Here is a 24,707-nt window from a genome sequence, read left to right as displayed (position 1 = left end):
GCGGACGAAGAAGGGGTAACTGTGACGGGCGCGAGCCGGGCTCCACGAGAACTGACATAGCTTGCCCCACTGGTGTCTCTGCCGAGTTGGGTTCCCCAGCCGGGCATGCCGGTGGTCAGAATCCGATGGCTTCGCGGAGCAGTAGAACGGTGCCACGCCCGGGGTGGGGTTCTGCGTTGAGGATGAGCAGGCGGTTGAGGGCGCTGGGCTGCCCGTAGGCCTTTATGGCGCGTTCGTGTTCCAGCGGAAGGCAGTGGTCTTCGACGCGCCGCAGGGCGGTGTCCAGGTCGGGTACGACCTTCTGCGCCCCGACGATCCAGATCGCGCGGGCCGCGGCGCCCGAGTAGCCGGCCAGTTGGCTTCCGCTGGCCGAGGCGGCCACGAGGGATCCGGTCTCGGTGACCGCGGCGACGCTGCCGACGATGACCTCGGGACAGGCGAGCAGCCGCCAAATGTCGGCCAATTGGGTGGCGCGGTCCATGGTCCTGCTGCGTGCCTTGACGGACTCGTAGCGCCCGCTGTTGTTGATGTCCTCATCGATGCCGGACAGGCGGAGGGTCTCGCTGGCCCCGGTGAACACCGTGGCGCCCTCGGGGATCAGCTCCCTGACACGGGTACGCGCGGCGGCGGCGTCATCGAGGATCTCGACGGTGAAACCGTGTGCGGTCAGCGCGGCGGCCGCGCGCTCCAGGCGCTGCACGGGTGCAGCTTCGGCGAATGTCGTCTGCGGATTTGTGGTGGTCATGGTGTCGCCGGACCTTCCTGTTCGCTGGATGATGTGAGCCCGCCTCACGTCGTTTCGGACCCTGCGGCTGTCAGGGCTCGAGGTCGACGACGCCTTTGCCGCTGCGGACGTCGAACGGCACGGAGACCTGGTCGTGCGTGATCAGCCAAGTGCCGTCGATCTTCCGAAAGCAGTACGTGACCCGGACCCACATGCCGGGAGTCGCCGTGCCGTCCTTCAACGTGCCGCTGAGACGAGTGAAGCCATGCCCGAAGGCCACCTCCTCGCCGACGATGACATTCAGATCGCGAACTTCGTAGCTCACGTCTTCGAAGAAGGCGAACACGTTCGCCCAGTTCTTGAGCTTCGCGTCGATGCCCACGTGCTGCAACGGAGGCTCGACGTCGAACGACACGACGTCCGTCGAGTAAGGCTGCTTCAGCGCGCCGAGGTCCTTGGCCCGGAGCCCTTCGACGATCGTCTCGATCTGCTGGCGGATCTTGGCTTCGTCAATGTCATGCTGCGTCGGCATTGCTGTGGTCACCCCTTCGCGATGGCTCTTGGCTCATGCTCGAAGTTATGACCGCGGGGCTATCTTGTCTAAGATCAATATTGCTATGGCGTTATGCGCTGGAGGGCATGATGGACCTGAACTCGCTCAAGCAGTTCCTGGTCGTGGCGCGCCTGGAGCACCTCAGCCGGGCAGCCGAGGAACTACGCATCGCCCAGCCGTCGCTGAGCCGAACCATCGCCCGGCTGGAGAGCGAACTGGGCGTACCACTGTTTGATCGCAGTGGCCGCCTGCGGCTCAACGACATGGGCAAGGTCTTCCGGCATCACGTCGAACGAGCTCTCGGCGAGCTGGATGCCGGACGACGCGCCGTCAACGACGCCACCAGCCACGGGTTGGGCACCGTCAGACTGGCTTCGGAAACCTTCCTCACCCTCACGGGCCCACTGGCCGTCTACAAACGAGCTCACCCCGCCGCCGAGGTCGAGCTGCACTGGTCACCCGCCGACGACATGGCCCGCCGCCTACGCGCCCAAGAGGTCGACCTGTGCCTCGCCTCGCAACCGATCCACGCCGAGGGCCTGGCAGCCGCGCAGCTGTTCCGCGAGGCGGTGGGCGTGGGCGTGCCACTCGGCCATCCGCTGGCAGGCCGGACGTCCGTGAACATCGATGAGCTCGCCGACCAACCGTTCGTCACCGCCCGCAAGGGGCACTGGCTCCGCAGACTGCTCGATCGGCTGTTCGCCGCGCGGGACCTTACCCCGAAGATCGTCTGCGAAAGCGACGAACACAGCGCCATCGCCGACCTGATCAGCGCCGGTCTCGGCATCGGCCTCGTGCCCGCCCTTGCCCGCCGCAGCACCACCCGCGCCCCCGTCGCCTGGATCGACGTCGACGATCCCGACTGCTCCCGCGCCGTCACCCTCTACTGGGGCATCGACAGCCACCTGTCAACCGCCGCCCAACTGATGCGCACCACGATCACCAGCTGGAACTGGCAGACCGACGTACCTCAGGACACGCACTCCTGATCGTTGGTAAGCCCGGCTTACCCCATGCGCTGTAGCCGATCCGCCTTCCAGCGGAAGGCGACGCCGTACGTCGGCGGATCGTGGAAGAGGAGATGGTCATCGGCGCCTCCTGCCGGAGCGGAGCGGGTACGTAGCCCGACAATCACGCGCCGCTCGATCCGGCCGAAAGAACCTGCCGAGACCCCAGCCCCCGAGGCGATCTGGGCTGCGGGCGAGAGGGTCGTGGCGGCCTCAACACCGCTGACGAGCCGTTCGACGCCATCGAGACCGGCGAATGCAAAGCAACCATCGAGAAGCTCATCGCCGAAATCCGGATCACCGAGAACGGTGAGATCGTCCCGGTGTTCCGTGTACCGGGCAACGTCCCGGTGAACGCGGATACCACCGCCATGTCCACCGGTGACGCCGGCGAACCGGATTCGGTTCGCACAATGCTCCACTTGGTGGGGCGGGCGGGACTCGAACCCGCGACCGAGGAATTATGAGATCGACAACCCGAGTCGATCTACCGGCACAAACACCCGACGACCTGCGAAAACGCTTGCCATGATCTGACAGCGTTCCGCTACCTTTCCGGACCTCGTGCGGACTGATTGCGGACTAGTCGATCACCTGAGTGACGGGATGCTTCACGAGGCAAACCGTGCACCGGGGGATCTGTACCGGCCCATTCCACAGGTCATGCGCCCAGTGGGCTCGGGCGCCCTCTGGGATGCAGTCGGGACGCCTGCCTAGTCGGCCTGCATGGGCACGGGACTTCCCGGTGCCCACAAAGTAGAGGTTGCTGTAGTCGTCCCGCACCGGTGCGTCGTCGTAGGTTCGGGCCTTGAAGGGTTCGAGGACCTCGAACCAGACGGTCAGCTCGCTGGGGTCGCTAACCGGGCCGGGGTCATCCTCGCTGTTCGTCATGTAGCAGCGACCTCCGCATGCATCGACTCGGCTGCCAACCTAGTCGTCAGTTCACGCAGGAACAACCGGATCAGTCGCTCGGCAAACAGAGCGCGGAAACCCCGAACCTATGGATTACCCGCGGTAAGGGTGGATCAAGAGTCGTACGGGGTCAGACGGCTTGATCAGGTTCGGTCCGGGCCGGTCCAACTGCTGGCGTTGCTGTAGTTCGCTGCTGCGCTTCTGCCGGTCGCATACTGATGCGGTGACCTCGTTCGATCAAGCTTCAGCGGAAGCGGCCGAAGCCCGCGGTGACTGGGATGCTGCCATCGCAGAGGTCAGTCAGTTCGCCGAGTGCTACAGCCCTGACTATCACCGGCACCACGCACATTTGTGGCACATGGACCTGCTCGCAAAGGCTGGGCGCCTACACGAGCTCGCCGATCTAGCCGAAAACGATGTGCACGCGCGACGCCGACTCGACCGGTTCCTGTTCGAGGAAGGCCGCGACAGCGACCTACGCCAGCGCGCCGAACGCGGCGACAAGACCGCTCTATATCTCCTGGTCCGCCTACTTCGCGGACAAGGCAAGTACGGAGCGGCCACGCAGGCGGTCTTGGATATCGACGAGCCGAACTCCTACGCCGCCGAACTGGCACGCCACCAGCTCAACGACCAGGTGTAGAGCAAAAACCCACGCCCAACACTCGGGTGGATCCGGTGGGTCTCAGCATCCAGATGGCCGATTCTCGATCGACTTGACGATTGCTGCCCGGTTGGTTCTGTTTGGGACGAATCTTGACTCATCAGATGTGACGTTTCTCAATGGATCAACGACATTGTCGACGTCGGCGCGGTTGGTCGTAGCGCATAATCGCTGCACCGAGCCGGTACCTCCTCGGGCTCCCTTCCGTCGCCTTCCTGGGAGCTGAAGACGCGTGACGACGGTCATCGCATGCCTCGCGCTGGCAGTATCGGTCGCATCGCTCCTCTGGCAGGTTGCGTCCTGGTGCAACTCCGGCCCGCGCATCCAGCGGACATCAAATATCTGAAGTCTCAGCGGCTGCCAACCATCATCGAGCCAGGCGCAGCGGTCCGTGTGTACGCCCCGCTCAAGAATGCGGAGGGACGGACGTCCAAACTTGGCTTGGAGCACAAGCACTTGATACCGCAAGCGCTAGTGGGAACAAACTGGACCGGAGACCGGTAGGACGTAGCTCGGCGTCGACAGTCGTGGGCTCCTGCTCGAAGCCATGTTGGAGGTTGGCGGGTTCAGCGGATCGGCCCCGCTGAACAAGATCCGCCGAATCCGCCGACCAAATCTGGACACGCTGACGCCACAGAGGCAGCGCTCCTAGCCGAACCTCTACGAGCAGTCCATCTCCCAGGATCGCCGCACTCCGCAAGCGTCGGATGGCGCCCCTCGGCGTAGTCCCGCCTACATCCTCCTGCGGTCAGAACGAGGACCGGTTGCGGGACGCGGAACGCTGGGCACGGCGGTCAGGAGTTGATGTCGAGGTCTCCGTCGACGCCGCGGACGATGCGGATCGCGCCGGTGGCCTTGGTGTTGGTCACCGACTGCTCGCCCTGCGGGTGGGACGGCGTGGCCGGGCGCTCGCCGGGCTGCGTTGTGACGACCGGCGGGTGGTCGCCGAGCCGGGCGTTGCCGGCCACCCCGTCGACGACGTCGATGGTCGCGCCGGACTCCACGTTGTCGACTCGCTGGGCGGCGGAGCCGGCGCCGGGCCGGGCGAGCAGGAAACTCGCCGTCGACAGGCCGAGGCCGGCGATGCCGGTGATCGCACCGACGACGCTGGCCGCCTTGTCGGCGTCCTCCAGGCCCAGGTCCAGGAAGAACAGCCCGACACCCATCAGGATCAGGCCGAACACCATCATCGTGATGATGACGACTCGCCGCTGTTTGACTGCCATCGCTCCATCATGGCGCAACCGGGTGAGCCGTAGGGGGCCGGTCACTCCCGGGTGATCGGGACACAGTTTCCGGTGAGGTAGCCCTCGTTGGCGTCCTTGACCAGGCCGTGCCCGGCCAGCGCGATCCGGGCGCACACCTTGGGCGCGTCGGCGATCGCCCTGGTGTAGCGCTTGTCGTCGAGGTCCAGGACCGACGGGTTGCGGTCTTCGACGTACCATTCGCCCTGGTCGGCCTTGGGGGCGTGGGAGCCCATGTCGTGGTCGGCCGGATAGGTGCCGTCGCCGCCCCACATGTGCAGGTGGAAGCCGCCGCTCACGTCGGGCGTGGATCCGGCCCACTCGACGTCGTAGTCGATGGTGAGTTTGCCGTCGGCGACGACCGCCGAGGTGAGGCACACCCAGCGTTTGTTGCTCTTGATGGCGTCGCTGCACACCTCGTCGGCCGGCGGTCCGGCGTTCACGCTCGGCGAGGCCGGGGTGGTGGCGCCCGCGCCGGTCAGCTCCTTGGCCCGGTCCTTGAGGCCGAACTGGGCGTAGGCGACGCCGGCCGCCGCCAGGACGGCCGTGACCGCGCCCACGGCGATGAGCAGGGTGAGCCGGCGGCGCGATCGGCGGCGTTCGACGGCGGCCCGCCCGGTCGGCGCCGGTCGCGGCTTGACGGTCGGGAACCCGCCGCTCGGGACCGCTGCGGCGCGCGCCTTGACGGGCGCGGCCGGCGGGGTGGGCGAGGCGGCCAGAAAGGCGGTGGGCTGCGCCGGGAACGTCACCGGCGGCGCACTGACCTGAGGAACACTCACCGGCGCGGAACTGACCGGAGCAGAACTGACCGGGGTGGAACTGACTTGGGGCACCGGGAGGGGTGCCGGGCGGGACGGGCGCGCGCTCGCGCGACCGGACACCGGCCCGCTGGGCTGCGCCTGCTTGCCGCTGGCCAGCCACGCCGCACCGAGCGCCACCGCATGCTTGGGATGGGCGTCGACCGCGACCGGCCGGTCGAATTCGGAGGCCACCAACTGGGCGACGATCGGCATCCGGGACGAGCCGCCGACCAGCAGGATCGAGTGCAGCTGGCCGGGGGTGACGTCGGCGGAGCGGATGGCGCGTTTCAGGGCCTCGACGGATCCGTACAGGGCCGGGCGGACCATGGCCTCGAACTCGGCGCGGGTGAGCCGGACCTCGGTGGCGATGTTGGGCAGCAGCACCGGGATGGTGGTGTCGGTGTCGGAGGAGAGCGCCTCCTTGGCGTGCACGCACTCCTCACGCAGCCGGGCCACCGCGGCGATCGCGGTGCCGTCGTCCTCGTCCAGTTCGGCGAGTTTGCCGCCCAGGGCGGCCTGCACGTGGCTGAACACGGCGGCGTCGAAGTCGATGCCACCGAGCCGCTCGATGCCCTCGGGGCGGCCCAGGATGTCGAAGCCGAGGCCGGTCTTGCGCAGCACCGCGGCGTCGAAGGTGCCGCCGCCCAGGTCGTAGACGGCGACGATCGAGCCGGGCTCGATGCGCTGCTGCTGGGCGTAGCTGACGGCGGCCGCCTCCGGCTCGGTGGTGTAGGTGATCGGGCCGTCCAGGTCGGCCATCCGCACGGCCTGCCGCATCAGGTCCGTCTTGTAGGGGCCCCAATTCGCCGGGTACGAGACACAGGTCGCCGCCGCGGCACCACCCTCCCGGGCGATCACCTGGTCGGCGACCGCGCGCAGCATGCGGGCGGTGAGCGCCTCGGCCGACTGCGGCACCCCGCCGAGCAGGATCGGGGTGGTGTCGCCCATGCGGCGTTTGAACTCGCGTGCGACCTGGTGCGGTTCGGTCAGGCCGCGACGGCTGGCCGCCTCGCCGGTCAGGAACGTCTCGTCCTCACGGAGCAGGACCACCGACGGGATCGCGGCGCTGTGACTGCCGAGCGGGACGATCTCGGCGTGCCCGTCGCGCCAGGTGGCGGCGGCGGTGTAGGTGGTGCCGAGGTCTATGCCGAGTGCGTACATCGCCGGATGCTCCGTATCGTGTCGTGACGGTTGGGGGTACGTGTGGGGGTTTCCCCCAGGCAGGCGGGCGCGCGGCGCTCATAAGGTAGAGGCATGGAACCCCTCCGTGATGTGTTCGCCGGGCTCGCCGGCCCGGGCAGCGCCCCCGGCGACTTCCTGCGCGAGCTGCCGGAGGACCTGGTCGCCGAAGCGGTGGTCAGCTACGCGGACACCGCGCCCGCCGAGGTGGCCGAGCATCTGTCGTCGTTCGTGGGCGCCCACAGCGTGGTCGGCGCGGAGACCGCCGGTGAGCTCGGCTGGCTGGAGCTGCTGACGACCGCCCCGGTCGAGGCCGAGCCGGAGATCGACGAGACGGACCTCGATTTCGGTACGGGCGCCGACGCCGTCGAGGTGGACCAGCCGGACCTGTTCGACGTGGAGAGCCCGATCGCCGACGAGTTGCCGGAGACCGGCGACGAGGAGACCGGTGAGGAGACCGGCCCGGACCTGACGGTCGACTGGCCGGAGATCGACGACCTGCCGGACGAGCTGGACGACGACGCCGACGACATCCTCTGAGCGGTTCATCGTCCCTGCTCCAGCCGGGCCAGCATGCCCTCGCAGGAGCGCACCGCCACGCGGGCGGCGACGGCCATCCCGTACGAGGTCAGCGGGTTCTCGGCACGCCGCTGCCAGCGGGCCAGCGCCTCCCGCGCGGTGGCGGTCTGCTCCTTCTCCGGCGCGTCCGAGGGCAGGTGCAGCCGGTCGCTGACGGCGCTGCCGGAGCCGCCGATGAGGCGTTCCAGGTCGGCGACCGCGTCCGGTTTCCCGGTGATCCAACCGGCGCGCAGGCTGGACAGCACCCGCAGCTCGTTGAACGGGTGCGCGGACGCCATGATCTCCTCGACCGCGGCGGCCACCGCCTCGCTGCCGGGCCGGGGGCGCTCCCGCACGATCTCGGCCAGCGCGAGCAGCGCCGACCGGCTCTTGAGCACGTCGGCGCGGTCGTAGAAGAGCGAGCCGATGATCTCCTTGAGTTCGGTGAGGCCGCTGCGGTCGGTGAGTTCCTTGGCCAGGGCGGTCGCGGTCGTCGCCACCTCCCGGCGCAGAAGGGTGCTCGTCAGCCGTACCCCGTAAAGCCCGAAACGGGCCAGGAGCGCCTCGCGCTCGAGTGAGGTCAGACCCAGCCCGGGCATGGCCGACGCGAAGCGGTCGGCCGAGAGCAGCAGTTCCTCGGCCTGCTTGACCGGCTGGGCGGCGATCTTCCGCAGCTGCGAGACCTCGGTCTCGGTGAGCGTCACGGCCGTCTCGGCGAGAAGACCCGCGACCGGTACGACGGACTGCACGAGCCGGCGCACGTTCCCGTCGGTGCCGAGCCGGGTCGCGATCCGCCGGGCCGAGGCCATCGAGTCGGGACGGCCGGCCCCGATCTCGTCGGCCCGGGACAGCACCCCGATCGCGTTGACCGGGCTGGGCCGGGACACCTCGGTGTCGTGGAAGGCGCGCAGGAACTCGACGTCGCCCGGATGCAGGTGCCGCAGCAGATAGACGACCGCGTCGGCGGGGGTCTCCTCGTCCTCGGGGGCGAGCAGTTCCCAGGTGTGCCGGGCGGTCTGCTCGGACAGTGAGCCGATGCCGGGCGTGTCGATCAGGGTGACGGTGCGCAGCGCCCGCGACGGCCAGGTCACGGTGAGCCGGTCGATGTCGGCGGCACTCAGCCCGTCCAGGTCGACGTCGATGGCGCCGTCGTCGCGGGTGAACCGCAGCGGCCGGGCCGGGCCCTTCTTGAGGGCGGCGTGCACCTGGTAGGCGTGGCCGTCCTGGTACCAGGTGACGATGCGGGTGCACTCGCCCGCGTCGGTCGGCGCCAGCCGTTCCCCGACCAGGGCGTTGAGCAGTGTGGACTTGCCGGCTTTGACGCGGCCGGCGACGGCCACCCGCAGCGGGGCGGCGAGCCGGTCGCGGATCGCGCCGAGCCGGGCCGCGTCGGCGGTGCCGCGGTAGGTGGCGATCGCCTGGTCGAGGACGGCGCGAGTCCGGTCAGTAAGGTTCATTGCGTCACCTCCGCTGCGCTCCGGCGACGCAATGAATTAAAGACTGAGCTGAATGATTCGCTCGCAAGCTCGCTCATTTGGCCACCGCCTGGGCGCGCTGCCGCAGTTGCTGGACCCGGGCCAGTTCGGCGTCCACGTCCTTGAGCCGTTTCTCCCGGTCGGTATGGGTGCGTTTGGCGGCCTCGGCGGCGCTGTTCAGGGCCTGCGCGTTGGCCTTGTTCAGTTCCTCGGCCAGGCCGCTGTAGTGGTCGCGCAACTGTCGCTGGACCCGGCGCAGGGTGTCCCGGGAGTCCTTGCCGGCCACGAAGCTGACCTCGTCGCAGTAGCGGCGGATCGCGTTGCGGGCCTCGGCGCGGCGTTTCGTGACCTGGCGCTTCTTCTCGTCGCGCAGGCCGCGGTGGCCCATCACGAGACCGATGCCGATGCCGATCGGGCCGAGCGAGACGCCGACCAGGCTGCCCAGGATGATGAACATGAGGGCGCCGCCGTACGCGCTCTTCAGCGCCACCATGGCCTGCTTGGTGAGCTTCATCCGGTCCAGGTCGATCTTGTGCTGGAAGTCGGCGACCGTGGCGAGCGGGGTCGGGTCGGCCACGGTCGGCCGCCGCATGATCATCGTGGACGCCTCGTGGAAGTGGTCGCCCACCCGTACGCCCAGGTCGGTGGCCCGATCGCGGAGCAGCTCGTAGTTGGCCAGCAGCTCGTCGGCCATCCGCGACTGCAACCACGCCTCCATCTCGGCCCAGGTGTCGGCCGGGTCGCCCTCCTCGATGGCGGTGTCCGCCTCGGCGATCACCACCCGCACTCGGGCCCGCAGATCGTGGTCCACGTCGGAGGTGAGGTCGGTGACGCCGTCGCTGAGGGTCTGGTTCCACTTGGCGGCGGCGCTCTTCAGCGCCTCGACGCGTTCCTTCACGACGGTCAGCTCGCGGACCACCCGGGCGGCCGCCTCCGGGTCGGCGAGCGCCGCCCGTTCCGCCTGGAAACGGCTGTCGAGCTGCTCGCAGAGCGCGAACACCTCGGCCGCCGCCTCTCCTGCCAGCCTGTCGACCGCCGAGGCGCCGATCTTCTCGGTGAGAAAGGCGACCAGATGGGTGAAGCCGGACTCGGTGTTGAGGGCGGTGTCGTTGGCCTTCACCGCCCGCGAGCGCAGCGCCGACGACACCGGCATGAGCGGCATCGGGCAGTGGGCGGCCAGGTGCCTCTCGTTGAGTTCGCGGATGCGCCGCCACGCCGGGTAGAAGTCGGTCTTGGTGACGACGCATGCCACCACCGGGCACAGCGAGCGGGCGCGTTGCAGGAAGTCGACCTCGCTGCGGGTCAGCTCCTGGGCGGCGCCGGTGACGAACAGGACGGCGTCGGCCATCGAGACGGCGGCCAGGCTGGCGGCGGCGTGCGGCGAGCCGAGGCCGCCGACGCCGGGGGTGTCCACCAGGACCAGGCCACCGGCGAGGATCTTGCGGGGGATGCGGACCTCGACACCGGACACCCGGTCGGAGTTCACGCCGCCGGCGCCGCCCTCCAGCACGTACCGGCGGACGTCGGCGACCGGGATCGGCTCGCGGCGGCCCGGCTCGTACAGCAGGGCCGCCTCGGGTTTCGCACCGTGCCGCACGTAGGTCGGCACCGCCGTGGCCACGTCGTCGTCGACCGTGCAGACGGTCGCGCCGACCAGGGCGTTGACCAGGGAACTCTTGCCCTGTTTGAACTCGCCGGCCACGACGACGTGCAGCACCGGGTCGGCCAGGGACTCCTTGGCGGCGGTCAGGCGGGTGGCCGCGTCGGGTCGGTCGTACGCCGTACAGGCGCGCAGCGCCAGATCGATCAGGGCAACGGCCTTCGCGACCTCGGCCACGGTTCCTCCAGGGTCAGGCGCCGACGACGGTAGTGTCGTCGCCGCTCTCGATCGTGTCGTCGTCCGACGTCACGGTGGTGGTGTCGATGTCGGTGACGGTCGTGTCGTTGTCGCTGACGGTGGTGTCGTTGTCGTTGATCGTGGTGTCGTCGTCGGACACCGTGGTGACGGTGGTGTCGTTGTCCTCGTTGTTGCCGCTGGCGTTGCCGCCCACCGCGATGGCCGAGCCGTCGTCGGCGGTCACGTCGGACAGGTTGGTGGCGTCGCTGCCGTCGCCGAAGGTGACCGCGCTGTCCTCGATCTCGGCGTCCGGCAGGTTGGCGACGTCGCCGTCACCGAAGTTGAACACCGACTCGTCGGCGCCACCGTCGACCTGGACGGTCTGGTTGCCGTCGCCGACCACGGCGTCGTCGAGCTCGTCGGCCACGATGCCGGTGTTGACGCCGGTGTTGACCGCGCCGGAGATGTCGTCGCCGGCCTGCACGGCACCGTCGCCGGTGTTCGCCTGGCCGAAGTTGTCGCCGTCGATCAGCAGGCCCCCGTCGCCGCTCACCGAGTTGATGTCGCCGTCGACGACGGTGGAGCCGTCGCCGGTGGCCGCGTTCACGTCACCGTCGCCGACCGTGGCGACCGCGCCGTCACCGGTCGCGGCGTTCACGTCGTCGCCGCCGGCCACCGCGCCGTCACCGGACGCGCTGATGTTGGTGGCGTCGATGTCGCCGAAGACGTTGCCGTCCACGTCGAGGTCGAGGCTGTTGTCGGTGATCGTGGTGACGGACAGGTCGAGGTTCTGGGTGATCGTCTCGTCGCCCTCGTAGGTGGCGTAGGTGACGTAGTTCAGGTGCTGCACCACGTGCTCGACGGACTGGGTGCCGGCCGAGTGGGCCGAAGCCCCGCCGCCGCCACCACCACCGCCGCCGGAGTAGTTGGTCAGCGCCGACCGGGCCTCGGAGGAGACCCCCGGCTCGGTGGCGGCGTCGTTGACGACCGCTGGAACGTCCACGGCCGACAGGTCGACGTCGGTGACGCCCTCGGCGGTCAGGGTGCCGTTCGGGTCCTCGGCGTACCGGGCCGCGAAGTCACGGTCGGTGAGCAGGTTGACGACGAAGTCCTTGAGGAGTTCAGCTGCGTTGACGGTCATGATCTCTCCTAGCTCGGCGTGTGTCCCGTTCCTTCATCCGGGCACGGCACCAGCGTGCGACCCGTGACCCGGTCCGGGCATCGGGGTGTCCCCCGTGGTATAGGGGGTGCGCTAGGGGATCCACAGTGTGGTGTCCGAGATCCAACCCATCGGATCGCGGAATCTTTGCAAACCGGCGCTGTCTAGCCGTCCAACATCTCGCGGAGCATGGCCAGCAGCTCGGCCCGCGTGTTCGCGCCGAGCTTGCCGCGGATCCGTGCCACGTGGTGCTCGACGGTCTTCGGCGCAATATATAGCTGAGCACCTATCTCACGGTGCGTACTGCCGGCCAGGACGAGACGCGCCACGGTGACCTCGCGTTCGGACAGTCCGCCACCGCCACCGGGGCTGTCGGCCTCCGGTTCGGACAGCTCCCGGGCCCGCTCCAGAAGACGGCGGGCGGCGGTGGCGTCGCCGGTCCGGATGGCGGCCTGCCCGGCCAGCCGGGACGCCTCCCACGGCAGCTCCGCGGCGTGCAGGTCCTCGGTGGCGGCCAGAACCTCGTCGGTGTCCACGATTCCGGCCAGCACCTCGGCCCAGCGCCGGGCCGCCACGCACTGCGCCCGCGGGCGGGTCCCGCCGGTCGCGGTCATCCGCTCGGCCGTCTCGGCTGCGGCGCCGGCGTCCTCGGTGACGATCGCGGTCTGCAGACGCAGCCAGTCCAGGGCCACCGACCAGGCGGCCGGGCGGCCCAGGCCGGTGACGATGTCGTCGAGCAGCGCCAGCACCGGCGTGAGGCGGCCGATCCCGCGGAGCCGGGCCGCCGCCACCGCCAGCTCTTCGAGCGGTTCCAGCTGCCAGAGATCCACGGTACGGCGTGCGAGCAGCGGTTCGATCCCGGTCCACGCGTCCCGCAGCCCGGCGATGTCACCGCGCCGGCGGGCGATCCCGGCGGCCAGCGCGGCACGCAGCAGGCGGTCCCGGCCGTTCGGTTCGGCGCCCGGTGGGAACCGCAGCTCGTGCAGGGCGGTGTCGTAGTGGCCCGCCCGCATCCGGGCCCAGGCCAGCAGCAGCCGGTGCCGCTCGTCGGCTGCCGGGCCGCCGACCCGGGCGGCCCTCGCCCGGGTGAGCAGGTGCTCGGCGGAGGCGACGTCACCGGCGGCGACGGCCACCACGGCGGCGATCGCGTGCGGGGTGTCCGGCAGAACCAGTTGCGGGGAACCGCGCTCCATCGCCTCGGTGGCCTCGATGAGCAGCGGCAACGCGCTCTCCGGCGCGGTGGCGGCCAGCGCGCCTTCGGCGAGACGAACCAGCGCGGCCGGGGCCGGGGAACCAGCCGAGGCCGGGGAACCGGTCGAGGCCGGGAAGCCGAGCGCGGGCGGGGCAGGAACCGGGCGGCCGAGGGCGACCAGCGCGGGCACCGCGAGAACCGGCCCCGGGCCGCCGGCGGCGAGCAGCAGCTCGGCGGACCGCCCGGCCCGGCCCTCCTGAGCGGCGATCGCCCCGGCGACCAGTTTCTCCCGGGCTGTTGTGAGGGTGAGCTGGTCGACGTCGACCGGCAGGCCGAGCAGCGCGCTCGCCTCGGCCCGGCCGGCTGCCAGCTCCGCGGGCCCGGCCCCGGCATCGGCCGCGTCGTCGAACCAGCCGAGCGCCGCCGCCGGATCGGTGAACCGCAGCCGCTCCCCCGCCGCCCGGTAGACGGCCGCCGCGGCCGGGGTCGCCGCCCGCGCCGCCCGCAGCTGGCCGGCCGCCGCGACCGGATCGGCGCCGGCCGCCAGCAGCGCACCCGCCACCGCGTCGTGGATCCGCCGCCGCTCGGCACCGGGCAGCTCGGCGAGCACCGCCTCGGCCATCGCCGGGATCATCCGCTCGGACGGCAGGAGCAGACCCTCGTCCCGCAGCGTCCGCAGCTCGGTGGCCAGCCCGGTCAGATCGAGCCCGCAGGCGGCGGCGAGCACCGGATCGCCGAGATCCAGCCGCAGCGCCAGCACCCGCGCCACGGTCACCGCCGCGTCGCCGAGCACCGCGAACCGCCGCTGCACCCGGGCCAGCAGCGCGGGCGCCACCTCCCCGGCCTCGAAACCGGCCGACGCTGTGGCGATCGCGACCGCGACCACCGGAATCCCGCCGGAGGCCTCGTGCACGGCCTCCGCCACCTCGGGCGACACCGGACGCCCGGTCACCGTGGCCACCAGCCGGGCCACCGCGCCGGGGTCCAGAGGCCCGAGCACCTCCACACCACCGGCGGAGGCGGCCTCGTCGAGGGCGGCGAGCTCCGGCCGGTCGATGGTGGGCCGCCGGGAGACCGCCATCGGCACCCCGGCCCGGCACAGGGTGGCCAGTTCCCGCAGGGCGACGGCATCCAGCCGGTGCGCGTCGTCGACGACCACCAGCGGCGCGTCCTTGAGCGCGGCAGTCGCCACGCCGTCGAACCACACCGATCCGGTCACGGCCGCGGCGAGGACACGGAGCCGATGGGTACGGCCCGCGCCGTCCACACCGACCACGACCGTCACAGCGCGACTCTACCGGTGCCCTACGTCACTCTGGTTTCCCACAGATCCGGGCGGTGCTCACCGGCGAGCTGGTGGTCCGCCTCGGCGGCGACGAGTTCGTGCTGTTCTGCCCGAACCTGCCGGAGGCCGAGGCGGTCCGCCTGGCCGAACGGGTGCTCGGCGACGTGGCCCAGCCGATCCCGTTCCACGGCGAGACCCTGGACATCGGGGTCAGCGTCGGCATCGCGGCGTACGGCCCGGACGGCACGGCCGACGACCACGACGTGCTGCGCGACGCCGACATGGCCATGTACGAGGCGAAGAAGCTGGGCCGGGGCCGCTGGGTGATGGCCGGTGTCTAGTGGACCGTCCCGGCCCGCGTCTTCGCCTTCCCGATCAGGTCGCGGACCAGCTTCTCGGAGCCGTCCATGTTCTCCCAGCCCATGTCGGCGACAACGACGACGACGTCGTTGACCCGGGCCAGAGCGGCGTAGTGGTTGACCGTGGCCGGCTCCTCGTCGGCGTAGCTGAACCGCTGACCGATCCGGACCAGCATCGTGTCGCCGTCCGATTCGATGACGTCCCATTTCCGCCGGCCCTCGGCGAGCCCGCCACGGCACTTCTTCAGGGCCGCGTCGATCTCCTGGATCTGCCGGGCCGCGCCGCCGGGCCGGTGCCGGCCGATGAACTGCACGACCACGGTCGGGACGGTCTCCGGGGTACGGCCGGGGACCACGTACCGCTTCGCCACGGCGGCGGTACGGGTGGGGTCGCTGGGGTAGCGGCCGCCGCACGGGCGCAGCGGGCGGACGTAGGCGTACTCGCCCTGTTCCAGCGTTTCGGGCGTCGCACCGCGTACGTCCTCGGGTTGCAGGAGGGCCGCGGCGGGGATTCCGGCCGGCGCCGGGACGGAGGCCGGGACCGACGGCGGCGCGGCGGAGGCGATCGGCGCGGCCGGCGCCGGACCGGGGCTGGAACCGCACGCCGCGATCGCCGCGACCAGCAGTCCTGCGCTCGCGGCCCGGCGGATCCTCGTGTTCGTCATGTCGTCCACCTTGCGCCCCTTTGTAAAGTGGTGGCGTACCGCTCGGTAGCGGCTCGTCCAGTCCATCGTGTTGGAGGGTCCGCTCATGTCGATTTCCGTCCGCCCGTTCAGCCGTGGCGACCGGGAACAGGTCACCGGTCTGGTCAATGCCCACATCGCCGCCGTCGTACCCGGCGTGTCCGTCTCCGTTCAGGTACTTCTGAGCCAGCTGGAACGGGAGCCGGGCGAGTTCATCGTCGACCGCTGGGCCCGGGAGCGGATCACGCTGGTCGCCGAGCAGCGCGGCCGGGTCGTGGCCGCCGCCCATCTGATCCGGTACGGCGACGGCCCGGAGACCGGGGAGATGTACCGCAACGCCGGCGAGATCCGGTGGCTGGTGTGCTGGCCGGACGCCCCGTACTGGCCGGACTCGCAGGCGGCCGGCGACGCGCTCGCGGTGGCCTGCCACGCCCAGCTGCGGCGGTGGGGTGTGACCCGCAGTTTCGCCGAGGGTTCGCTGCCCGCCCCGGGGGTGTACGGCGTTCCGGAGCAGTGGCCGCACATTCGCGCCATCTACCAGCGGATCGGGTTCCGCAACGACGGGCGGGTGGAGACCGTGCTGCTCGCCCCGGTGGACCGTCTCGCCCGGCCGCCCGCGCCGGTGGACGGACTGACCACGAGCCGCACGGTCGGGATCAACGGCACCCGGATCACCGCGCTGCTGGACGGCGCCGAGGTCGGCTACATCGAGGTCGACACGAACCTCGACGCCGGCCCCCGGGTGTCCCGGGTCGGGGCGTGGGCGGAGGTCGGCAACCTGTGGGTCGAGCCGGACCATCGCCGTCGGCGGATCGGCACCTGGCTGCTCGGGCAGGCCGCCGACTGGCTGGAACTGGGCGGTGCCACGCGTCTGCTCGACTACGCCGACGTGACCGAGGAGGACTACACCGAGTTCCTGACCGCGGCCGGCTTCACCGTGCTGACCCGGACCACCCGCGAATTCACCACCGACGGCGTCTAAAGAATCGTCTGTGGTCGAGGTCCCGTCGGTCGCTTCCGCCCCTTTCCCGGTACGCGTGACGCCGTCCCCGTCTCATCAGGGCCGTTCCCTCCGGTCGGCGCGATCTCGCTGCCGCGCGTACCGGAAAGAAGGAGCCGGAAGCGCCTCTGACCGCAGCGCACCCGGCATGCACCGAACGACGCTTCGGTAGTTTCCGGTCACCGTGCGATGCGAGTCGGTTGCCGGGCTCATGGGCCCTCGCCCGCAACCGAACCGGTTCTCCGGAACCAGCCGCAACGAATGAGCCGCCGCATGTGACCGGCTCGGGATCGAGAGCGCAGCGAATAACTATTTCTCAGCAGGTCACGGGTGGCTTCGGTCGGTGGGTCGACAACCGCCGGATGAAGACGAAGATCCTCTCGGTGATCGGGGTGCTGGCGGTCACCGCGACCGCGCAGGGCCTGCTGAGCCTGGACCGGATGTCGGCGCTCAACGACAGTTCCAACTACCTCTACCAGCGTGGCGTGCTGTCCCAGGAGCACGTGGACACGCTCGCGCTGATCATGCGGCGTACCACCGAGGACAGCTTCAACCAGGCGCTGTCGACCACCGACGAGAACATGACCCGCTTCGAGAAGGCCATGGCGGCCGACGACGCGGCATTCGACGCCCAGGCCGGCCTCTATCGTGCGGAATCGGTCGCGCCCGACCTCGTCGATCAACTCGTCGAGGCATGGGACGAGTACCGGGCCGAAGGCCGGCAGCAGATCACGGCCGCCAGCCGCCGCAACGACTTCGCCACCATCGAACGCCTCCGTGACAAGCTGGCCGAACCGCAGATCGCCAAGGCGGCGGCGGTCACCCGCGACCTGATCGCCCTCGAGCAGCAGGATTCCCAGAAGCAGGCGGACGAGGCCAACGCCACGTACGAATCCGCGCGGCAGCAGACGATCGTCTGGCTGGTGGCCGGGCTGGTGCTGGCCGTGGCCTTCGGGCTGTTCGTGGCCCGGCGCGTCGCCGGCGCGCTGCGCCGGGTCTCCACGGTCGTCGACGGGCTGGCCGCCGGTGACCTGACCGTCTCGGCGAACGTGACCAGCCACGACGAGCTGGGCCGGATGGCCACCGGACTGGACACCGCGACCGGCCGCCTGCGCGAGACCGTCAGCATGCTCGGCACCCACGGCGAGCTGCTCGCCGGAGCGGCACACGAGCTGACCTCGGTCAGCCAGCAGATGGCGGACTCCGCCGAGCGGACCGACGACCAGGCGGGCGGGGTGTCCACCGCCGCCGACGTCGTCTCCCACCACGTCGAGACGGTCGCCGCCGCCGCGGAGCAGATGGGCACCTCGATCCAGGAGATCGCCGCCAGCGCCACCGACGCCGCGACGGTGGCACAGAACGCGGTGCAGGTGGCCGAACAGACCAACCAGACCGTGTCCAAGCTCGGCCGGTCCAGCGCGGACATCGGCGCCGTCATCAAGCTGATCACCACGATCGCCGAGCAGACGAACCTGCTCGCGCTCAACGCCACCATCGAGGCCGCCCGGGCCGGTGAGGCGGGCAAGGGCTTCGCGGTCGTCGCGAGCGAGGTGAAGGACCTCGCGCAGGCCACCACCTCGGCCACCGAGGAGATCTCCACCCTGATCCAGACGATCCAGAGCGACACCGGCGCCGCCGTCGGTGCGATCACGCAGATCTCCGAGATCATCGACCAGGTCCACGGCTACACGACCACCATCGCCGCGGCGGTCGAGGAGCAGACCGCCGCGACCAGCGAGATCGGGCGCAGTGCGGCCCAGGCCGCCTCCGGGTCCGCCGACATCGCCCAGAACATCACCGGAGTGGCCGACGCGGCGCAACTGACCAGTTCCGGTACCCGGGAGGCACAGACCGCCGCGTCCGAGCTGGAGCGGATGTCGAGCGAGATGCAGAGCCTCGTCGCCACGTTCCGGGTCTGAGCGCCCGCGCGGACGACCGTAGGCTGTCGATGTGATCATGAGCGGACGACGCCCGACCAGGCGACAGGTCCTCACCCACGGTGTGACGGCCGCGGGCGCGCTCGCTCTGGGCAGCGCCACCACGCTCGCGGTGACGAGATGGGCCGGGCAGGGTGCCATTCCGGCCACGTCCGCGCCCGGCGCGCTCCTCGACGACGCCAGCCGGATCAACCCCACATCGGTACGCGGTGTGCTGTTCGCCGACCCGTCCCCGGAGCGGACGGCGCGGACCGTCGCCCCACTGCTGCGCCGCATCGCCACCGGTGACGATCCGGCGATGGCGGTCGCCGGCGTCCGCCACTCGATGGGCGGCCAGAGCATGCTGGCCGGAGGCTGGGTGCTCGACACCCGGCCGATGAACCGGATCGACCTGGACCGGGCCGCCGCCGTGGTCCGGGTCGGGGCGGGCGCCACCTGGCGGGAGCTGATCCCGGTACTGAACGAGGCCGGGTTCTCCCCCAAGGTGATGCAGTCGAACCACGACTTCTCGATCGGCGGCTCACTGAGCGTCAACTGTCACGGCTGGCACGCGTCCCACCCACCGATCGCGAGCACCGTACGCCGGATCCGCCTGCTGACCGCGGAGGGTGACGTGCTCACCTGCTCGCCCACCGAGAACGCCGAGCTCTTCGCCCTGGCCCTGGGCGGCTACGGCCTGTACGGCGTGATCCTCGAGGCCGACCTGGAGGTCTGGCCGAACGCGATCTACGAACCGCACTTCGAGTCCATGCCGACCAGCGAGTACGCCACCCGGTTCGCCGCGCGCACGTCGGAGATGGCGTACGGGCGGCTGTCGGTCGATCCGCTGAGCTTCCTGGAAGAGGCGATCCTGGTCCGCTTCACCCCCGAGGCGGGCACGGCCGGCACGGTCCTGCCGTTGACCAGCCCGGCCGCCCCGGAACTACAGCGGGCCATCTTCCGCAACTCGGTGGGCAGCGGCGTCGGCAAGACGCTGCGCTGGACCCTGGAACGGGAGGCCGCGCCCTGGCTGGCCGCCCCGATGAGCCGCAACACCATCCAGAACCAGCCGGCCGCCGTCTTCGCCGACCATTCCCCGGACAGCAGCGACATCCTGCACGAGTACTTCGTCCCGCGCGCACGCCTGTGGGAGTTCGTGCGGGCGGCCCGGGACCTGATCGCGCCGAGCGGCGTGGACCTGCTCAACGTCACCGTCCGGGACGTCCGCGCCGACGGCCGCACCACCCTCGCCTACGCCCGCGAGGACGTGTTCGGCCTGGTCATGAACTTCCGCCAGGAACACACGGCACGCGCCGACGACCGCATGCGCGATCTCACCCGGGCGCTGATCGACGCGGTGGCCGCGGCCGGCGGCACGTTCTACCTGCCGTACCGCCTCCACGCGACCGCCGCCCAGCTGCGCCGCGCCTATCCGGCCTGGGACGCCGCGATGGCCGCCAAACGCCGCCTGGACCCGAACCTGGTCTTCCGCAACGGCCTCTTCGAGGCGTACGGCCGCTGAGCGGTCACAGCCCGAGGACCGGCCGGCACTCCTCGACGCCGGAGAGCTCGATGTCGGAGCGGCGGCGGGCGGCCCAGGCGTCGCGGGTGAGACGCCAGCGAATCAGCTCGGCGGGCTCGCCACGGCGGGTGGCCCAGTTCGTGCCGTTGCGGAGGTAGCCGAGCGCCTCGGACACCCGGTTGGAGGCGTGGTTGTCGGCGAACGCCTCACTGCCGGCCTCGCGGGCGCCGAACCCCGCGAAGGCGAGGTGCAGGATCGCCGCCCGGGCTTCCCTGCCCAGGCCACGGCCGCGGACCGGGGGCGCCAGCCAGGAGAACGAGTGGACCGTGCCGAGTGCCGTGAAGTCGTCGGCGATCAGGTCCTGCATGCCGACCGGCTCGCCGTCGTCGCAGACCACGAAGTACAGCCGCCAGTAGCCGTCGTCGATCCGGGAGCGGCCGGACCAGATCCGGCGCATCCAGTTCCACTCCCGGGCCGGGCTGTCCTGGTAGAGCGACATCGGATCATCGAACGGCAACGGCTCACCCTCGACGACGACGCCGGCCCGTACCACCGGCACGAGCCGTTCCAGCATCTCGTCGGTGGCCGCGGCGAGGGTGATCCGCGGAGTGCGAACGGCGAGGTTCAGCGGCGGATAGACGGACGTCACGGTTTGCGCCCGACCGCGGTCCACACGTTGATGTCGGAGCGGTCCGGGATGACCGCGCCCGCCTCGGGCCGCCACTCGCTGGCCGGGACGACGCCGGGGTCGACCAGGTCGAGGCCGTCGAAGAGGCCGGCGAACTCGTCCCGCGGCCGGGTCCACACGTCGGACCGGCCCGACTCGACCAGCTGCCGGTAGAGGGCCTGCTGCTCGGGGGAGCCGAAGTCGCTGGTGGCGTGCGTGGCGACCAGGAAGCTGCCGGACGGCAGGGCGTCGAGCAGGCGGCCGACGATCCGCTTGGCGGCGCCGTCGCCGTGGATGAAGTGCAGGACGGCGATCAGCATGAGGCCGACCGGCTGCTTCAGGTCGAGGGTGTCGTGCAGGACCGGGTGCGACAGGATCGCGTCCGGCTCGGTGAGATCCGCCTCGATGTACGCGGTCCGTCCCTCCGGGCTGCTGTTGAGCAGGGCCCGGGCGTGGACCATGACGAGCGGGTCGTTGTCCACGTACACGATCCGGCTCTCGGGGTTGTGCCGTTGCGCGACCTCGTGGGTGTTGTCGGCGGTCGGCAGGCCGGTGCCGATGTCCAGGAACTGCCGGATTCCGGCCTCGGCGGCGAGAAACCGGGTGGCCCGCTGGAGCAGCGCCCGGTTGGCGAGCGCGCCGAGACGCACCTTCGGGAAGTGTCTTTCCAGCTCATCGCCGGACGCACGGTCGGCGGCGAAGTTGTCCTTGCCGCCGAGCCAGTAGTTGTAGCGGCGCGCGGGGTGTGCCTGGGTCGGGTCGATGCCCCGGGCGGCAGCGGTCCTGTCATCCACGCCCGCCATCTAACACCCAGTGATCCACAGTGGCGATCCGGGGCCGTGGCATCCTTGCCCGGTGCTGGACACCGCGAGACAAGAACTGGACCGGATGCGGCGATTTCCGGACGCGTGGCCGGAGTTGCGCCACGAGGCCGCGACCGACGAGGACGGGGACACCTACGACCGGAACGCCGGAAAGCGGGCGCCGGTGCTGTGGGCGTTGCAGTACGACCGCCGTCCCGGCGATCTCGCGCTGGTCCGCTGGCTGGCCGGGCAGGAGGCCGAGGCCGCGTTCCAGGGGCTGACCGAGGAGACCAAGCTGGCCGGTTTCCTGCTGGCCGAATTCCGGCAGACCGACGACGTCTGGCTGCAATGGAAGATCAAGAACGGCAACTACGACACGTGGTGCGGCTACGACGTCGAGTTCCTCTTCGCGGCGGGCATTGCCGAAACCATCGATTTCGTACGGGCAAGCGCGCACCCGGAACGCGACGCCACCCTGAAACTCCTGCTCGGCGACGACGGGCAGCCGATCGTGTCCGCGGAGGAACTGGCCGAATGGTTCGACGGCCGGCGGTCGTACTTCCCCGCCGATCCGGCCGACGAGGACGAGATCACCTGGCTCGACCGGGCCCGGCTCCTCGACGACCCGGTCCTGGCCCGGCACTGGCTGGACCGGTGGGCCGACGGCCGCCCGCGCGACCGGGACACGCTGACCCTGCTCCGCCACCGGCTGGCGGAATTCGGTTCGTACGCCGAGGCGGCGGCCGCCCAGCGGGAGCTCCTCGCCTTCGCCCGCGGCCCGGTCGAGCTGGCGGCCGGGTGGCGGGCCCTGGCCGACCTGGAACGCCGGGCCGGAAACCCGGAAGCCGCCCGGGCCGCCGAAAAGGCGGGCGAGTCAGGATGATCGGCGGCTGACCGGACGCCACCCGGGGGTTACGTTACGCACATGCCCGATTACTACCTGGCCTGGTGGAATCTGGAGAACCTCTTCGACGAGGAGAACTCGCCCCACCGCACCGAGAAGGTCGCCCGCGCCATCCGCAACGACATCGCCGGATGGACGCCGGAACTGCGCGACCAGAAGATCGCCCAGCTGGCGTCGGTGATCGTCCGGATGAACGGCGGCGCCGGCCCGGACCTGCTCGGCGTCTGCGAGGTGGAGAACCGGTTCGTCCTGGACCTGCTCGCCGAGGCCGTGCACACCGAGCTGCCCGGCCGCAAGTACGGCATCGTCCACGCCGACACCGGTGACGCCCGCGGCATCGACGTCGCGTTCCTCTACAGCCTGGACCGGTTCGCCGTACCTGCCGCCGGCGACGTGTTCTTCCACGTGGTGATGCGCCGCAACGCCACCCGCGAGATCGTGCAGGTCAACTTCCGGACCACCACCGGGCAGACCCTGGTGGTGTTCGGCAACCACTGGCCGTCCCGTTCCGGCGGCCAGTTCGAGTCGGCCGGGTACCGGCACATCGCCGGCGAGACCCTGGCCTACTTCCACTCCCGTGCCCTGGAGGTGCTCGGCCCCGGCACACCGGCCCTGGCGATGGGCGACTTCAACGACGAGCCGTTCGACGTGTCGATGGTCAAGCACGCGCTGAGCACCCGGCAGCGGCGGCGGGTGATCGAAGCGGACACCCCGCGCCTGTGGAACCTGATGTGGCCGGAGACCGGCGTCCCGGACGGCAGCTTCTACTTCGAAAACGAGCCCAACCAGCTCGACCAGTTCCTGGTCAACGTCAACATGGCCGGCGAGACGGACCCGCTGCGGGTGGATCCGGCCTCGGTGGAGGTGCTGCGTTTCCCGGGAACCGTCGACACCGGCGCCTATCCGAAACCACGCCCGTTCGGCGGCATGGGCCACGACGTCGACATCACCGGTTTCTCCGACCACTTCCCCATCGGCATGCGGGTCACCGAGACCGTCTGATCAGGGAAGCAGCTCGGGCAGCGGCACGTCCGGGTCGGCGAGCCGGATCTCGTCGACCCGGTGGCCGTGGAAACCGGCCCGGATCAGGTCCTGAATCTGATCGGTGACGTCCCAGACGTTGACGTTCATCCCGGCGACGACCCGGCCGTGGTCGACCCAGAATACGATGCACTCCCGCCCGGCCAGATCACCGCGGATCACCACGGTCGCGCCCGGGGTGAGCCGTCCCGCGTACTCCATGCCCAGGTCGTACTGGTCGGTGAAGAAGTACGGCACGTTCGTCCACGGGGAGCCCCGCCCGAGCATGGACAGCGCCGCCGCCGGGCCGGAGTGCAGGGCGTTGGCCCAGTGCTCGACCCGGATCCGCTCTCCGTAGCCCGGATGCTCGACGGCCGCGACGTCCCCGGCCGCGAAGATCGCCGGATCGCTGGTCCGGTGCAGCGCGTCGACCAGCACACCGTCGCCGACAGCCAGGCCCGCCCGCCGTGCGAGCCCGACATTCGGCTCGGCGCCGATCGCGACCAGGACGTGGTCGGTGCGCAGGATCTCGCCACCGTCGAGGACGACCTCCGACCCGCGCAGCTCCTGGACGCCCGACCCGAAGCGGAAGTCGACGCCGTGCTCGCGGTGCAGATCGGCGAAGACCCCACCGATCCGCTCACCCATCACCCGTTGCAGCGGAACCGCCTCCGGGGCGACCACGGTGACCGCGACACCACGCTCCCGGGCGGCCGCCGCCACCTCGAGCCCGATCCACCCGGATCCGATGATCGTCAGATGCCCACCGGTGCCGAGCACCGCCAACAGCCGCAGCGAGTCGTCGAGGCCGCGCAGATAGAGCACGTTCTCGTCGCCCCCGAGCAGCCGGCGCGGCCGCGATCCGGTGGCCAGGAGCAGCCGGTCGTACGCGATCTCGTCGTCCCCGGCCCGCACCACCCGCCGCTCGGCGTCCACCTCGGTAACCCGGGTGCCGAGGCGCAGCTCGACGTCACTGGCCGCATACCACTCACGGTCGTGGACGAGCGTGCTCTCCGGCTCGGCACTGCCCAGCAGCAGCCCCTTGGACAGCGGCGGCCGCTCGTACGGCAGCCGCTCCTCCTCACCGACCAGCACCACCCGCCCGGCGAAGCCCTCCGCCCGCAGTGTCTCGGCCGCCTTGGCCCCGGCCAGCGATGCCCCGACGATGACGAACGTCCCGGTTCCCGGCATGCGGCCACCATAGACCGCCTTCCCGCCACGAGCGACGCGCGAAATGATGGTGT

Annotated in this window: 23 protein-coding genes; 9 read left to right on the top strand and 14 right to left on the bottom strand. The window is 70.6% G+C overall.

Going from position 1 to position 24,707, the window contains the following annotated elements; translation table 11 throughout:
* Nucleotides 1-115: 115 nt before the first annotated feature.
* Together BJ964_RS27650 and BJ964_RS27645 are read right to left on the bottom strand one after the other, a co-directional pair.
* The gene (locus BJ964_RS27650) at nucleotides 116-745 is read right to left on the bottom strand and encodes an LUD domain-containing protein (protein WP_188123405.1); all 630 of its coding nucleotides are present in this window, start codon (nucleotides 743-745) and stop codon (nucleotides 116-118) included.
* A 70-nt stretch (nucleotides 746-815) separates the two neighbouring features.
* Entirely contained in the window at nucleotides 816-1,256 is a 441-nt protein-coding gene (locus BJ964_RS27645; RefSeq protein ID WP_188123404.1) for a YybH family protein, read from the bottom strand.
* A 47-nt stretch (nucleotides 1,257-1,303) separates the two neighbouring features.
* On the opposite strand from BJ964_RS27645, the gene BJ964_RS27640 reads away from it, so the two are divergent.
* Complete coding sequence (locus BJ964_RS27640; protein WP_203832580.1) at nucleotides 1,304-2,266, top strand: LysR family transcriptional regulator; 963 nt, start codon at nucleotides 1,304-1,306, stop codon at nucleotides 2,264-2,266.
* A 17-nt stretch (nucleotides 2,267-2,283) separates the two neighbouring features.
* Here BJ964_RS27640 and BJ964_RS27635 read toward each other — a convergent pair whose 3' ends face one another.
* Nucleotides 2,284-2,706, bottom strand: a complete 423-nt coding sequence (locus BJ964_RS27635; RefSeq protein WP_188123403.1) for a hypothetical protein — start codon at nucleotides 2,704-2,706, stop codon at nucleotides 2,284-2,286.
* A gap of 160 nt (nucleotides 2,707-2,866) precedes the next feature.
* Nucleotides 2,867-3,175 carry a hypothetical protein gene (locus tag BJ964_RS27630; RefSeq protein WP_188123402.1) on the bottom strand — a complete coding sequence of 103 codons (309 nt, stop codon included), beginning with the start codon at nucleotides 3,173-3,175 and terminating at the stop codon, nucleotides 2,867-2,869.
* A gap of 244 nt (nucleotides 3,176-3,419) precedes the next feature.
* Here BJ964_RS27630 and BJ964_RS27625 point away from each other — a divergent pair, with 244 nt between their 5' ends.
* A complete protein-coding gene (locus tag BJ964_RS27625) occupies nucleotides 3,420-3,839 on the top strand; it encodes a hypothetical protein (RefSeq protein WP_188123401.1) in 420 nt (139 codons plus the stop codon).
* Between the two features lie 815 nt (nucleotides 3,840-4,654).
* On the opposite strand, the gene BJ964_RS27620 is transcribed toward BJ964_RS27625, so the two are convergent.
* Both BJ964_RS27620 and BJ964_RS27615 read right to left on the bottom strand, forming a co-directional pair.
* On the bottom strand, nucleotides 4,655-5,086 hold the full coding sequence (locus tag BJ964_RS27620; RefSeq protein WP_188123400.1) for a hypothetical protein: 432 nt from the start codon (nucleotides 5,084-5,086) through the stop codon (nucleotides 4,655-4,657).
* 41 nt (nucleotides 5,087-5,127) lie between these two features.
* Nucleotides 5,128-7,065: an Hsp70 family protein gene (locus BJ964_RS27615; RefSeq protein WP_188123399.1), complete on the bottom strand. Its 1,938-nt coding sequence runs from the start codon at nucleotides 7,063-7,065 to the stop codon at nucleotides 5,128-5,130.
* Nucleotides 7,066-7,158: 93 nt separating this feature from the next.
* Between BJ964_RS27615 and BJ964_RS27610 the strand changes: the two genes are divergently transcribed.
* Nucleotides 7,159-7,623 (top strand): hypothetical protein, encoded by a 465-nt coding sequence (locus BJ964_RS27610; RefSeq protein WP_188123398.1) that lies wholly within the window; start codon nucleotides 7,159-7,161, stop codon nucleotides 7,621-7,623.
* Nucleotides 7,624-7,628: 5 nt separating this feature from the next.
* Here the strand turns inward: BJ964_RS27610 and BJ964_RS27605 are convergent, their stop codons facing one another.
* The 4 genes from BJ964_RS27605 to BJ964_RS27590 all read right to left on the bottom strand — a co-directional run bounded on the left by BJ964_RS27605 (nucleotide 7,629) and on the right by BJ964_RS27590 (nucleotide 14,589).
* Nucleotides 7,629-9,098 (bottom strand): dynamin family protein, encoded by a 1,470-nt coding sequence (locus BJ964_RS27605; RefSeq protein WP_188123397.1) that lies wholly within the window; start codon nucleotides 9,096-9,098, stop codon nucleotides 7,629-7,631.
* Between the two features lie 73 nt (nucleotides 9,099-9,171).
* The gene (locus BJ964_RS27600) at nucleotides 9,172-10,953 is read right to left on the bottom strand and encodes a dynamin family protein (protein ID WP_188123396.1); all 1,782 of its coding nucleotides are present in this window, start codon (nucleotides 10,951-10,953) and stop codon (nucleotides 9,172-9,174) included.
* Between the two features lie 13 nt (nucleotides 10,954-10,966).
* Entirely contained in the window at nucleotides 10,967-12,094 is a 1,128-nt protein-coding gene (locus BJ964_RS27595) for a hypothetical protein (RefSeq protein WP_188123395.1), read from the bottom strand.
* Nucleotides 12,095-12,276: 182 nt separating this feature from the next.
* A complete protein-coding gene (locus BJ964_RS27590) occupies nucleotides 12,277-14,589 on the bottom strand; it encodes a helix-turn-helix transcriptional regulator (protein ID WP_188123394.1) in 2,313 nt (770 codons plus the stop codon).
* A 53-nt stretch (nucleotides 14,590-14,642) separates the two neighbouring features.
* On the opposite strand from BJ964_RS27590, the gene BJ964_RS27585 reads away from it, so the two are divergent.
* Nucleotides 14,643-14,930 (top strand): GGDEF domain-containing protein, encoded by a 288-nt coding sequence (locus tag BJ964_RS27585; protein WP_229806756.1) that lies wholly within the window; start codon nucleotides 14,643-14,645, stop codon nucleotides 14,928-14,930.
* Here the strand turns inward: BJ964_RS27585 and BJ964_RS27580 are convergent.
* Nucleotides 14,927-15,613 carry a hypothetical protein gene (locus BJ964_RS27580; protein ID WP_188123393.1) on the bottom strand — a complete coding sequence of 229 codons (687 nt, stop codon included), beginning with the start codon at nucleotides 15,611-15,613 and terminating at the stop codon, nucleotides 14,927-14,929. The genes BJ964_RS27585 and BJ964_RS27580 overlap by 4 nt on opposite strands.
* Before the next feature lie 85 nt (nucleotides 15,614-15,698).
* Here BJ964_RS27580 and BJ964_RS27575 point away from each other — a divergent pair, with 85 nt between their 5' ends.
* From BJ964_RS27575 to BJ964_RS27565, 3 genes are all read left to right on the top strand, one after another.
* The gene (locus BJ964_RS27575; protein ID WP_188123392.1) at nucleotides 15,699-16,613 is read left to right on the top strand and encodes a GNAT family N-acetyltransferase; all 915 of its coding nucleotides are present in this window, start codon (nucleotides 15,699-15,701) and stop codon (nucleotides 16,611-16,613) included.
* 380 nt (nucleotides 16,614-16,993) lie between these two features.
* Entirely contained in the window at nucleotides 16,994-18,550 is a 1,557-nt protein-coding gene (locus tag BJ964_RS27570; protein ID WP_188123391.1) for a methyl-accepting chemotaxis protein, read from the top strand.
* Nucleotides 18,551-18,587: 37 nt separating this feature from the next.
* Nucleotides 18,588-20,069, top strand: coding sequence for an FAD-binding oxidoreductase (locus BJ964_RS27565; protein ID WP_188123390.1), 1,482 nt, complete (start codon nucleotides 18,588-18,590; stop codon nucleotides 20,067-20,069).
* A gap of 4 nt (nucleotides 20,070-20,073) precedes the next feature.
* Here BJ964_RS27565 and BJ964_RS27560 read toward each other — a convergent pair whose 3' ends face one another.
* On the bottom strand, nucleotides 20,074-20,718 hold the full coding sequence (locus BJ964_RS27560) for a GNAT family N-acetyltransferase (RefSeq protein WP_188123389.1): 645 nt from the start codon (nucleotides 20,716-20,718) through the stop codon (nucleotides 20,074-20,076).
* Nucleotides 20,715-21,539 carry an SAM-dependent methyltransferase gene (locus BJ964_RS27555; protein WP_188123388.1) on the bottom strand — a complete coding sequence of 275 codons (825 nt, stop codon included), beginning with the start codon at nucleotides 21,537-21,539 and terminating at the stop codon, nucleotides 20,715-20,717. Before BJ964_RS27555 ends, BJ964_RS27560 begins: the two co-directional genes overlap by 4 nt.
* A 52-nt stretch (nucleotides 21,540-21,591) precedes the next feature.
* On the opposite strand from BJ964_RS27555, the gene BJ964_RS27550 reads away from it, so the two are divergent.
* Entirely contained in the window at nucleotides 21,592-22,422 is an 831-nt protein-coding gene (locus BJ964_RS27550) for a hypothetical protein (RefSeq protein WP_188123387.1), read from the top strand.
* A gap of 42 nt (nucleotides 22,423-22,464) precedes the next feature.
* Complete coding sequence (locus BJ964_RS27545) at nucleotides 22,465-23,445, top strand: endonuclease/exonuclease/phosphatase family protein (protein ID WP_188123386.1); 981 nt, start codon at nucleotides 22,465-22,467, stop codon at nucleotides 23,443-23,445.
* Here BJ964_RS27545 and BJ964_RS27540 read toward each other — a convergent pair whose 3' ends face one another.
* The gene (locus BJ964_RS27540; protein ID WP_188123385.1) at nucleotides 23,446-24,654 is read right to left on the bottom strand and encodes an NAD(P)/FAD-dependent oxidoreductase; all 1,209 of its coding nucleotides are present in this window, start codon (nucleotides 24,652-24,654) and stop codon (nucleotides 23,446-23,448) included.
* Between the last annotated feature and the right edge of the window lie 53 nt (nucleotides 24,655-24,707).

It is taken from the genome of Actinoplanes lobatus, from assembly GCF_014205215.1.
GTDB lineage: Bacteria > Actinomycetota > Actinomycetes > Mycobacteriales > Micromonosporaceae > Actinoplanes > Actinoplanes lobatus.
Note: the sequence above shows the minus strand (reverse complement) of the source record. Positions and strands in the feature narration are given on the sequence as shown.